Source organism: Streptomyces sp. NBC_00654 (assembly GCF_026341775.1).
GTDB lineage: Bacteria > Actinomycetota > Actinomycetes > Streptomycetales > Streptomycetaceae > Streptomyces.
Genome location: NZ_JAPEOB010000001.1, coordinates 3,546,772 through 3,558,955, shown reverse-complemented (window position 1 = coordinate 3,558,955; position 12,184 = coordinate 3,546,772). Strand labels below are relative to the sequence as shown.

The following is a 12,184-nucleotide window of genomic DNA, read 5'->3' as shown; positions in this document are numbered from 1 at the left end:
ATCCGCGACGCCGCCGAAGGCACCCTCACGTGCGCGGGCCGCGCATCACGTATCCGATTCCGTGGACGGTGTGGATGAGTTTCGGCCCGCCGTTTTCGATCTTGCGCCGCAGGTAACTGATGTAGGTGTCCACGATGCTGGGGTCGCCACCGAAGTCGTATCGCCATACGTATTCGAGGATCTGTGACTTGGACACCGTGCTCCCGGGGTTCGAGAGAAGGAAGTGCAGCAGTCGGAATTCGGTCGGCGAAAGGCGGACGGGCACGCCTCCCCGGGTGACCTGATGCCCTTCGGGGTCGAGCTCGAGGTCGGCCATCTTCAAGGTCGAGTGAGGATTCCCCTTGGTCCTCCGCAGAATCGCCTGTATCCGGGCTATCAGCTCTTCGAGGTCGAAGGGCTTGGTGACGTAGTCGTCTCCGCCGAGCAGAAGTCCGTTGACCTTGTCCCGCGTCGCTTCGCGGGCGGTGAGGAAGATGACGGGAACAGGGCCCAGTCGGTCGGTCGTGGCCGCGTTCGGCTGCTCACGCAGGCGTCGAATCACTTCGAAGCCGTCCATGTCCGGGAGCATCACGTCGAGCAGTACCAGGTCCGGTGGGTGCTGTGCCGCCCTGTCCAGGGCCTGTTCGCCGGTGGCGGCCGTGTCCACGGTGAAGCCGGCGTAGCGCAGTGCGGTCGGCAGCAGCTCGCGGACGGTCTGCTCGTCGTCCACGACGAGCAGGTTTCCGCCGGCCGTCGGAGAGGGTGTGGTCATCGTCGGCATCCTGGACAGGGTCGGTCGCCTTGTGGCGCGTTCACGAGTTCTTGGCCGCGGCGGCCTCGGGCCGTACGGGCTCCGCCGGCGCGGACGCGCTCGGACCCGGGCCGGGGCGACGCTTCGCGGCAGGAGCTGTGCAGGGTCGCCGCATGCGCAGCACGCGATGGAGGTGGCTTCCAGCGTAGCCTGCGGCTCCTCCGAGCAGGCTGCCGGTGAGGCAGGCCAGGAGCCAGTCCCCGCTCAGGTCGGCCGTGGCGCCCCCCAACCGCATGCCCATGATACCGATGCCGAATCCGCCGGAAGCCGTGGTGAGCCAGGACACAAGGGCCGTGCACAGGGAGGTGACGACGCCGATGCGCACCGCGATCTGCACATGGAAGCCGAGGAGTGCGTTGGCGGCCTCACGCGGGGTGGGACGGGGGGTACGAGCGGTGGCCGCATAGCCGCAGACGAGCAGCGCGGAAATCAGCAGTGCCAGCCCGATGGCCCACAGGGGGATCCCCGCGACGGCGATGTCCATCACGTTCTTGCCGCGGGGAGCCGGCTCGGGGGCCGCCTCGGCCCGGCCTGCGAGCATGCCCGCGAGACCGCCGCCGCTGCCCTGTTCGCTCTCCATCGTTCCCTGCCAGGCGGAGCCCTGGCCTGCGGTGAGGAGGATCGTGAGGAGGTTGGGCGTCAGGAGCAGCAGCCCGCCGGCGGCCTTCCCGGCGGCGCCCGGCAGGTCGCCACCGCACGCCGCCACGGCGGCCAGTGCCGCGGAGAGCAGCAGCGGGACGAGGGCGAGCAGCAGGTGGACGCCGACGACCGCGGAGGCCGCCGGGTTCCACCTGAGCCGGAGGGAGGACATCGCGAGCCCACGGGGCAGGGTGGTGCGGCGGGCGACGACACAGCCGATCAGCAGGACGAGGAGCGCCCAGACCAGGCCCTGGACGGCGACCGCTCCAGCGTCGACGCCGACGGCGACGTCCTTCATCGCGTCACTGAGTCCACGCCCCCCGGCGCGACCGCCGCCCTTGCCCTGGCCGAGCTTGGAGGTGACGGACTCCGGCAACTGCAGCGTTCCGGATGCATGGGAGGCGACCACGGCGAACAGCGTCACCGCGGCGAGGGCCGCCCCTGCGAAGCGAGCGCCGAGCACGGGCCCGGTGGGCTTTGCCCGCCGCCTGAGCGGCCGGAAGAGGAGTGTGGCGAGAACCACGGAGCCGACGAGCGTGAGGGACAGCGGCATGAGGTCCAGGCCGCCCGTCACCTCCAGGCGCATGCCGCCAGCGCCTCCCGCGCCTCCGAAGAGACCGCCCAGCCCGCCGCCGGCGGCTCCGTCGCCCACGGCCGGCGCGCCACCCGCCGACGACAGCGTCAGCGAGCCGCCGACCGCCATGGCGAGGACCAGCGGCACCAGCCGAGTCAGCGGGCCGACCGATTCGGCGTGCAGACTCCGCAGAGCCACATATCCCACGAGCGCCATCACCGTGACGGCGACGACCACCGAACCCGCGCCCTCCAGAAGGTGAAGGGTGGCCGCTCTCGGGCCTTTCAGCACGGATTCCCGTGATGTGTTCTTTTTCGACGGGATAGGCATAAGGAGTTCTCTCTCCGTATTACGGCTGTCAGGAACGGGTGCTGTGCGCGAGTGCGGCGACCTCTTCGTGCTCCTCTTCGACCCGCAGGTCGTCCCCTTCGATATCCAGGTGGGGGAGGGCGGAGTCGAGCCGGCGGGGAAGCCACCACGCCTTGTCGCCCATGAGCGCCAGTACGGCCGGAACGAGGGTCATCCGCACAATGAAGGCGTCGATGAACACGGCGACGGCAAGGCCGAACCCGATGGTCTTGACCATCTGCTCGTCGGCCCCCATGAATCCGGCGAACACGGCCATCATGATCAGGGCCGCGGCTGTCACCACACGGGCGCTGTGCCGGAATCCGGCGGTGATCGCCTCGCGGGCCGTCCGCCCGTTGACGTATGCCTCGCGGATACGGGTGACCAGGAACACCTCGTAGTCCATGGCGAGGCCGAAGACGATTCCGACCATGAAGATCGGCATCATCGACATCACGGGCCCCGGGTCGGTGACGCCCAGCAACGAGGAGAGCCAGCCCCACTGGAAGACCGCGACGACGGCGCCCAGCGAGGCGGCGACGGAGAGCAGGAATCCGAGCGCGGCCTTCAGCGGCACGGCGAGGGAGCGGAAGACCAGGATGAGCAGGAGGAAGGCGAGTCCGACGACGAGGGCGAGGTAGGGCAGGAGGGCGTCGTTCAGCTTTCGCGACACGTCGATGTTCATCGCCGCGCTTCCGGAAACCATCAGCCGACCGCCGTCGCCGTTCATGACATCGCCGCCCGCCTCACGGATTGCGTGGACCACGGCCTCCGTCTCGGCGCCTCCGGGGCGTGACGCGGGGATGACGGTGATCATGGCCGTGTCGCCGGCGTCGTTGAATCGGGGCGGGCCGACGGTGGCGACTCCATCGATGTCCTTCATGACGGTGGTGAGTTCGCCCACCGCCCGCTTCGGGTCGTCGCTCCCCCGCGCGTCGGCGACGGCGAGGAGCGGTCCGTTGAAGCCGGGGCCGAAGTGCTCCGAGATGAGGTCGTACGCCTTGCGCTGCGTGCTGGTCACCGGCTGGGAGCCCTCGTCGGGCAGCCCCAACCGCATGGACGCCGTCGGGACGGCCAGCGTGCACAGCGCGGCCACACCGACCGCCAGCACGGCCACCGGCCGGCGGATCACGAACGACGCCCAGCGGCCGCCCATGTTCGATGCCCGCGGTGTGCGGGAGCCGTCCGCGGACTCGGGGTCCGTCGGCTTGTTCCGCGCCCTCGGCGCCTTGATGCGCCCGCCGGCCACGCCCAGAAGCGCGGGAACGAGCGTCAGCGCGACCAGTACGGCCAGGATCACGGTGCCCGCCGCCGCGACGCCCATCTTGGTGAGCAGCGGGATGTCGACCACGGCCAGGCCGGCGAGCGCGATCACCACGGTCAGACCGGCGAAGATCACCGTCGAGCCCGCCGTTCCGAGCGACCGACCGGCCGCGTCCTCCGGCAGCCGACCGTCGGCCAGCTCACTGCGGTAGCGCGACACGATGAACAGGGCGTAGTCGATGCCCACGGCCAGGCCCAGCATCATGGCCAGCACGGACGTGGTGGAGTCCAGCGCGAACGTCGACGCCAGGGCGGTGATGGAGCACACGCCGATGCCCACGCCGATGAGCGCGGTGATCAACGGCAGCCCGGCGGCGAGCAGCGAACCCAGGGTGATCAGCAGGACGACGGCCGCGACGGCGAGTCCGACGGCCTCGGCCGCATGGGATCCCCGCTCTCCTTTGAGGGCGACGCCCCCGGCCTCGACCGTCATGCCCGAACGGGAGGCTTTCGCCATCGTGTCACTGAGGGCCTGCCGGGACCGCTCGGAGAGTTCCGTGCCGGAAACCTTGTACGTCACCTGCGCGTAGGCGGCCGACTGGTCGGCGCTGACGGTCCTGGCCTCGAACGGATCGGCCACCTGGGCCGCTTCGGGTCCGGCAGCCAATTCGTCGACGGTGGCTGAGACCACGTCCCGCAGGGCCGGATCCGTGATCCTGCTGCCCTCCGGCGCTTTGAAGACCACCCGTGCCGTGGCGCCGTCGGCCCGCTGTCCTTCGAACCGCTCGTCGATCAGGTCGTAGGCCCGCTGGGACTCGGTGCCGGGCATGGCGAAGGACGTGGGCCCGGCGGCGGGGGCCCGGGCAGCGGCCACCCCGGCCAGCGTGAGCACTGAGATCCACAACAGGACCACGAGATAGCGGTGCCGGTGAGTGAACCGGCCGAGTCGGTAGAGAAGGGCTGCCACGGGTGGCTCCTGGGAGGGGATCGGTGTACGGGAGACCGCCGGGCGGACGACCTTGACGGGGTCGTCGAACGGCACCCGCACACAGGGGTTCGGCGAAACGTCACATTCGGGAGGGCGAACGTGACGCTCGCCGGGCCGTCGTCCGTCGGCGTGGCTGCACTCTCCCAACCGGACTTCGCAGCTTTCGGAGAGTTCCTGGGAGTTTCCTGGGTATCCGGCCTCGCCGCCGCCATGGAAAGACCCGGATTGCCCCGTTCTTCACCCTCGCGCGACCCGGGGATTGACAGAGAACACCCAGAAAGGCGCCGCCGGAGATGAACTCGCGATCGCCGTGGTGGCCAAGCTGATACCCGCAACGGCAGTCCTCAGGAACGGACGGGGCCCCGGCGCATGGCCGACCCCGTCGAGCTGCCTCACGCTTCATGCTCTCGCCCTGTCTTCCCTACCTCCCGGGCAGCGCCGATTCCGCGTCCCGCCCGGCACAAGGAGCGAACTGTGCCCAAGCCTGAACAGAACCTGTCGCGACGAGCCTTCGGCGGTGCGGTCGGAGCAGGGGCCGCCGCGGCGGTGGGTCTGCCCGCCTCGGGGGCCCACGCGGTGCCGGTCGCGTCCGGGGCCGCCGAGGAGCGGCCCTTCCACGCCGCCACGGACCGCAGGGCCAAGAGGCCGAACCTGCTCTACATACTCGCCGACGATCTCGGTTGGGCCGACCTCGCCTGCTACGGGTCGCCGCACATCAGGACCCCGAACCTCGATCGACTCGCCGCGCAGGGCGTGCGGTTCACCGATGGCTACGCGGGCTCCTCGACGTGCTCGCCCACCCGGCTCAGCCTCTACACCGGCCGCTATCCGGGGCGTACGGAGGCCGGTCTTGAGGAGCCGATCATCGAGCGGTCCACCGTCGGTCTCGAACCCACCCACCCCACGCTGGCCTCGCTCCTGGGCCGGGCCGGGTACACGACGGCGATGATCGGCAAGTGGCACTGCGGCTTCTTGCCGGACTACTCCCCCACCAGGTCGGGCTGGGACGAGTTCTTCGGGAACTTCGGCGGCGCCCTGGAGTACTACTCGAAGCTCACCAGCGACCGGATCTACGACCTGTACGAGGGCGGGACGCCCTACAAGGACCTGCGCTACTACACCCGGGTCCTCACCGAGCGGGCGAGCGCGTTCATCGCACGCGACCACGACAAGCCATGGCTGCTCAACCTCAACTTCACCACCCCGCACTGGCCCTGGATCGCCGAGGGCGACACGGAGGAGGCCAAGCGGCTGGAGAGTCTCGTCCGCGAGCTACCGCTCGAACAGGCCCAACTCGCTCTCGCGCATCTGGACGGCGGGTCCCTGGCCAAATACGGCGAAATGGTCGAGGGCCTCGACCGTTCCGTCGGCGAGGTGATGCGGGCCCTCAAACGCTCGGGGCAGGAACGCGACACCCTCGTCGTCTTCTCCAGCGACAACGGAGGGGAGCGTTACTCCGACAGCTGGCCGCTGACCGGAGGCAAGTACGCGCTGCTCGAAGGCGGAATCCGGGTGCCGACCATCATGAGGTGGCCCGCCCGTGTCGACGGCCGCCAGGTCAGCCACGTACCCGTGTTCACACCGGACTGGACCGCCACCTTCCTCGACGTCACCGGAGCCCGCCCCGACCCGACCACACCACTGGACGGCGTGAGCCTCGCCGGATACCTGCTGCGCGGCGAGAAGGGACCCGAGCGGGACCTCTTCTGGCGCACCCGCGAGGAACGGGCCCTGCGCCGCGGCAAGTGGAAGTACCACCGCGCCACGAAGGCCAGGTTCCCTCACAAGAACGGCAAGGACACTCTCTTCGACCTGGACCAGGACCAGCGGGAGTACGCAGACCGGTCGACGCACGAACCGCAGCTCGTGGCCGAGCTCAGGGCCGCCTGGGAGAAGATCGACGCAGGCCTGCTGCCTTATCCGGCCTAGGACACGGCGGCGGGCGGTTGATCATCGCTCAAGCGCCCGCCGTCGGCGTCCGGCACACCCTCCACCCTCCTGGCCACCCGGGAAGGCCTTGTCCCCTGCGCAGCGGCGGGCTGCTCCGCAGACCGAACGGCGCCTCGGGCCGCAGCCGCTCGACGACGCCCGCGCCGGCACGCCCGCGCCGAGCGCGGCCGTCGGTCGTGTCGCCGGACATCACGATCGCGCCGACGCCCTGGCGGCCATCCTCCGGGACTCCGGCCAGAGCCTCCCTGATCAACGAACGCCTCAGCGTGAGGAAGCAGCCCTCCGACGGCACCCTCGCTCTCAAGCCCACCACCGGCCCCCCTCATTGAATCGGAAACCGTCACCGCCCATGTCTCACGACCACACCCCGCCCGAACCCACCGCACCGGAGACCGCTCCCGCCGAGGCCGCCGCCCTTGAGGCACCCGGGTCCGAGGCCTGCCCGGAGACCGCCGCACCCGGCCGTCGCACCCACCGTTCCCGACTGCGCCGACGTCTGCTGGTCGGCCTCGCCAGTACCGTCGTCCTCGTTCTCGGTGCCGCCGCCGGCCTGCTCTGGCTGGCCGCGGGCAGACTCGTCCACCCCATGGACGACACCCCGCTGAGCACCCACATCGTCGCCTCCGCGCCGGGCATGGTGACCCTCCCCGCCACCACCGACAGCCGCGCCACCGGCACGTACGGCCTGGTCTGGCAGGACGAGGAGACCGACCGGCGCCACCACGGCACCCTCGGCGCAGTCCTCTCCTCCGACGACGACACCGTCACCCGCGAACTGACCGCCGACACCCCTCCCGCCCCGGGCGCCAAGGCGAAGGTCATCGTCACCGTCTGGAACACCGACCCCGGGCAAGCACTCGGCCTCGACCACCAGGACGTCACCTACCCCGGCGAACTCGGCCCGATGCCCGCCTGGTTCCTGCCCGGAACCGGCACCACATGGGTCATCCAGGTCCACGGCCTCGGCGCCGGACGCGCCGCGGGACTGCGCACCATGCCCCAACTGCACGACCTCGGCCACCCCGTCCTCGACATCACCTACCGCAACGACCCCGGCGCCCCGCAGGACAGCAGCAACACCCGGCACTTCGGCGACACCGAATGGCGCGACCTCGACGCCGCCGTCCGCTACGCCCGCGACCACGGCGCCACCGGCGTCGTCCTGCTCGGCCACTCCATGGGCGGAGGCATCATCGAGACCTACCTCCAACGCGCCACCGACACCAGCGCCGTGCGCGCCGTCATCCTCGACTCGCCCGCCCTCGACTACCGCGCGACCCTCGACACCATCGTCACCGGCCTCGGACTCCCCTCACCCGTCGCCGCCCTCCAGGCGGGAATGCTGGGCCTGCGCGCCGGCGTCGACCTCGACGACGTCGACGCCCTGGCCGCCAACCGGCGCACCGGCCCGAAGCAGCCCGTCCTGCTCTTCCACGGCACCGGCGACACCGTGGTGCCGTACGCCACGAGCGCGGAGTTCGCCCACGACTGGCCCGACAAGGTCAGACTCGTCACCGTGGAGGGGGCGACTCACACCGGCGCCTGGAACACCGACCCCCACACCTATGCCAAGGAACTCGCAGCATTCCTCGCACAGCACACCTGACGGCTCGCCCAGACAGCTCGCGCAACCGGCCAACACCAGGACACTCCGGCACGATCCGGCTCCTGTTTCGCGCCGCGCTGCGGGGAGGCGATCGAAGACGCCACTGCTCTGTGACGAGTACTGGTGGACATCAGGTGCCTGTGACTGGTTGTGGCCGGTGCTGAACCTCGACGTGCAGGAGGAGATCGGAGGGTGGTTCGACGCCCGGCCCAGGCCGTTCCCGTCGCGCGAGGCCGCCGTCGAGTCCCTCGGCGGCGGGCCGGTCGGCGAGCGGTGGGCGGCCGGCCCGGTGAAGCACGACGGCGACTGGTGGCCGCGCTTCGACCTGGACGTGATGGGCCGAGTCGCCGGTGGAGGTCTCCCAGCGGTCGTCCTGGGACGAGTGGGCGAAGGTGACCTGCCCTACCCTGGGCGGGGCTTCGGTGCCGGGCGTGGCGAAGGCGCGGAGCATGTGGCCGACCAGTCGGCGCCAGCTGTTGGGGCGGCGTCGCCGGTGGCGGCGATCACGCCGGCGTTGGCCATGAGCAGGATCACGATGTCCTGGTGGGTGAAGTCCTCGTGCAGGTGCCCGCTGCGTTGGGCACGGGTGATGAGTTCGACGACACCGTGGTAGGAGGCGGCACGGCGTTCTTCGAGGGCTTTGGCGGCGGGAGAAGTCGTGTTCGTCATTGCGCGCGCAATACCCCCGCGCACAAGCAGGCAGTGATGAGCCTGAAGCGACGGGGAGTGACGGTCAACGATGCCTTCTTCTCCAACGACAAGAGAACCCCTCTAGCCAGCACGCCGCGGGCCACCTCTAAGGGCTGTCCCCTTCGGAAAGATCGACAAGCCGATTGATCGCGCCGAAGTCCGGACTTCGCCCACGGCACCACCACGCGGGCCGCCCCCACCTACAACAGCGAGGCCCCAGCAGGGTGCGGAGCAAGTGGCTGTGCAGCACGTCCATGGCCTCACGTAGCGGGACTACATGCAAGAAGGCCTCAGCAACGGCCAAGCCAGGTCGTTGTCAACGGAGAGACACAAGACCGGTTCAAGATCGGCTGACGTCCTGAGACGACCTGCCGGACGTCTGCCCCTGACCCGCATCGGTAGCGCCAAGAACCACATCGGCTATCACCTGGTCGCTCACCTCGCTCTGCATACATACCTGCGACGCAGCAACCGGCCCGTTCCCGGCTTCCTCATGCTGGACCAGCCCACCCAGGCGTTCTTCCCGGGGAAGCCCCGCGACGCTTCCACCGTCCAGGAGGCCGACTGACTACGCGTCGTCCGGCGGCTCCGCCTGCCGCCTGGCCCGCCTGCCGACGACTGTCGCGGCGGCCACCGCACTGCCCGCGAAGGCCAGGGCGACCACCCACGGCTGGTTGAGGACATGGCACGTCGCATGGTCCACGGAGTAGCGGCCGGGGCCGATCAGGCCGATGGCCGCGGCCGTGAAGCCGAGGAACGCCGGGTACTCGTAGCCGCCGCCCTGCGCGAAGAAGCCCGCCGGGGCATGGACGGACACGGCCCCCGCCATCGCACCGGCCGCGGCCGCGCCGGCCGCCGGAGTGGCGAGGCCGAGGGCCAGCAGGACACCGCCGCCGGTCTCGCCGAGCCCGGCGGCGACAGCACTGTGCTTGGGCGGCTGGAAGCCCATGGCCTCCATCGCGGCGGTGGTGCCCTCGATTCCGCCGCCGCCGAACCATCCGGCGAGCTTCTGGGTGCCGTGCGCGGCGAGGACCGCGCCGGTGCCGACGCGCAGAACGAGCAGGCCGAGATCACGCCGGTTGACGCAGACCATGAGGGACTCCCGGGGGTGGGGGCAGTCGGGCGGACGCTACGGATTCCACTGTGGTCGGCCCGGGGCCCGGGGGCACGGTCGGGTTAGACCGGACGGGAACGGACGGCCGTCCGGCAGGGCTCCGGGGTGCGACGCAGATCATTGTGCAACTTGTTGCACAATGACGTTCAGGTGGTTTACAACGGGACAGCCCCTAGACGACACCTGTGCGAGGAGACGCCGGATGAGTCCGTACCCCACGTTGCTGAGCCCGCTCGACCTGGGGTTCACCACCCTCCCCAACCGGGTCCTCATGGGATCGATGCACATCGGCCTGGAGGAGGCCGAGCGCGGCTTCGAGCGCATGGCCGCCTTCTACGCCGAGCGCGCCCGCGGCGGCGTCGGCCTGATCGTCACCGGGGGCATCGCGCCCAGCGAGCGTGGGTGCTCCTTCCCCGGCGGTGCCCGGATGACCACCGAGGCGGAGGCCGCGCAGCACACGGAGATCACCGCGGCCGTGCATGCGGCGGGCGGCCGGATCGCGATGCAGATCCTGCACTTCGGCCGCTACGCGCACCACCCGGACCTGGTGGCACCCAGCGCGCTCAAGGCCCCGATCAGCGGCTTCACCCCGCACGCCCTGACCGGCGACGAGGTCGAGGAGACCATCGAGGAGTTCGTCCGGGCGGCGGAGCTGGCGCGTCGCGCGGGCTACGACGGGGTCGAGATCATGGGCTCCGAGGGGTATCTGATCAACGAGTTCATCGTCTCCGCGACCAATCACCGCACCGACCGCTGGGGCGGCCCGTACGAGAACCGCATCCGATTCCCCGTGGAGATCGTGCGCCGGGTCCGTGAGCGGGTCGGCAGCGACTTCATCCTGATCTACCGGCTCTCCATGCTCGATCTGGTGCCCGGCGGCTCCACGCTGGAGGAGGTCGTGCGGCTGGCGCGCGAGATCGAGGCGGCGGGTGCCACGATCATCAACACCGGCATCGGCTGGCACGAGGCACGCATCCCCACCATCGCCACCTCCGTGCCGCGCGGCGCCTTCACCTGGGTGACGGAGAAGGTGCGCGGCGCGGTCTCCGTTCCCCTGGTGACCAGTAACCGCATCAACACCCCGGAGGTGGCCGAGGAGATCCTCGCCTCCGGCCGTGCGGACATGGTGTCGATGGCCAGGCCGTTCCTGGCCGACCCGGACTTCGTGGCCAAGGCGGCCACGGGCCGTGCGGACGCGATCAACACCTGCATCGGCTGCAACCAGGCCTGCCTGGACCACATCTTCAGCCTGAGGATCACCTCGTGCCTGGTCAATCCGCGGGCCTGCCACGAGACGGAACTGGTGCTCTCGCCGACCCGGACCCGTAAGCGGATCGCCGTCGTCGGAGCCGGTCCCGCCGGTCTGGCCTGCGCGGTCTCGGCGTCCGAGCGCGGGCACGCGGTGACCCTGTTCGACCTCGCGGACACGATCGGCGGTCAGCTCGATGTGGCCCGCCGGGTGCCCGGCAAGGAGGAGTTCAACGAGACGCTGCGCTACTTCCGTACCCGGATCGCCGAGCAGGGCGTCGAGCTCCGGCTCGGCACCCGTGCCACGTCCGGGATGCTGGAGGGCTTCGACGAGATCGTCCTCGCCACCGGGGTCGAACCCCGCATCCCCGCGATACCCGGGGCCGGACACCCCAGCGTGGTCAGCTATCTGGACGTGCTGCGCGACGGAGCACCGGTCGGTGAGCGGGTCGCCGTCGTCGGAGCGGGCGGCATCGGCTTCGACGTCGCCGAGTTCCTGACGGACGGCGGCGATGCGGCCAGTCTCGATCCTGAGGTGTTCTTCCGGCAGTGGGGCGTGGACACCGGCTACGCGGACCGCGGCGGGCTGCGCGCTCCCGAGCGCCCCAAGGTCCCCCGCACAGTCCATCTGATCCAGCGCAAGGCGGCCAAGGTCGGAGCGGGGCTCGGGAAGACCACGGGGTGGATCCACCGGACCGAGCTGCGCCACCGGGGCGTCGAGATGATCGCGGGCGCGAGCTACGACCGTATCGACGACGAGGGCCTGCACCTCACGGTGGACGGCGAGCAGCGCCTGCTTCCCGTCGACACGGTGGTGCTGTGCGCGGGCCAGGAACCGCGCCGCGAGCTGTACGAGGAGCTGCTCGCCGCCGGCCGTCCGGTGCATCTGATCGGCGGCGCGGATGTGGCCGCGGAACTCGATGCCAAGCGCGCGATCCGCCAGGGCACGGAGCTCGCGGCGACGTTGTGAGGTC

The 12,184-nt window shown here is 70.4% G+C and carries 9 protein-coding genes; 4 read left to right on the top strand and 5 right to left on the bottom strand.

What is annotated here, in order from left to right; translation table 11 throughout:
- Nucleotides 1–25 precede the first annotated feature (25 nt).
- From OHA98_RS15235 to OHA98_RS15225, 3 genes are all read right to left on the bottom strand, one after another.
- On the bottom strand, nt 26–760 hold the full coding sequence (locus tag OHA98_RS15235) for a response regulator transcription factor (RefSeq protein WP_323179558.1): 735 nt from the start codon (nt 758–760) through the stop codon (nt 26–28).
- A gap of 31 nt (nt 761–791) precedes the next feature.
- A complete protein-coding gene (locus OHA98_RS15230) occupies nt 792–2,294 on the bottom strand; it encodes a streptophobe family protein (protein ID WP_266926104.1) in 1,503 nt (500 codons plus the stop codon).
- A gap of 67 nt (nt 2,295–2,361) precedes the next feature.
- On the bottom strand, nt 2,362–4,581 hold the full coding sequence (locus OHA98_RS15225) for an MMPL family transporter (protein ID WP_266926102.1): 2,220 nt from the start codon (nt 4,579–4,581) through the stop codon (nt 2,362–2,364).
- Nucleotides 4,582–5,076: 495 nt separating this feature from the next.
- On the opposite strand from OHA98_RS15225, the gene OHA98_RS15220 reads away from it, so the two are divergent.
- Nucleotides 5,077–6,531 carry a sulfatase gene (locus OHA98_RS15220; RefSeq protein WP_266926100.1) on the top strand — a complete coding sequence of 485 codons (1,455 nt, stop codon included), beginning with the start codon at nt 5,077–5,079 and terminating at the stop codon, nt 6,529–6,531.
- A 370-nt stretch (nt 6,532–6,901) separates the two neighbouring features.
- Entirely contained in the window at nt 6,902–8,158 is a 1,257-nt protein-coding gene (locus OHA98_RS15215; RefSeq protein ID WP_266926098.1) for an alpha/beta hydrolase, read from the top strand.
- A 402-nt stretch (nt 8,159–8,560) separates the two neighbouring features.
- Here the strand turns inward: OHA98_RS15215 and OHA98_RS15210 are convergent, their stop codons facing one another.
- Complete coding sequence (locus OHA98_RS15210) at nt 8,561–8,827, bottom strand: hypothetical protein (protein ID WP_266926096.1); 267 nt, start codon at nt 8,825–8,827, stop codon at nt 8,561–8,563.
- 334 nt (nt 8,828–9,161) lie between these two features.
- Here OHA98_RS15210 and OHA98_RS15205 point away from each other — a divergent pair, with 334 nt between their 5' ends.
- A complete protein-coding gene (locus tag OHA98_RS15205) occupies nt 9,162–9,416 on the top strand; it encodes a DUF3732 domain-containing protein (protein ID WP_266926095.1) in 255 nt (84 codons plus the stop codon).
- On the opposite strand, the gene OHA98_RS15200 is transcribed toward OHA98_RS15205, so the two are convergent.
- Nucleotides 9,417–9,941 carry a DoxX family protein gene (locus tag OHA98_RS15200; RefSeq protein WP_266926093.1) on the bottom strand — a complete coding sequence of 175 codons (525 nt, stop codon included), beginning with the start codon at nt 9,939–9,941 and terminating at the stop codon, nt 9,417–9,419. It abuts the gene before it with no gap.
- 223 nt (nt 9,942–10,164) lie between these two features.
- On the opposite strand from OHA98_RS15200, the gene OHA98_RS15195 reads away from it, so the two are divergent.
- A complete protein-coding gene (locus OHA98_RS15195) occupies nt 10,165–12,180 on the top strand; it encodes an FAD-dependent oxidoreductase (protein WP_266926091.1) in 2,016 nt (671 codons plus the stop codon).
- The last annotated feature ends 4 nt before the right edge of the window (nt 12,181–12,184 follow it).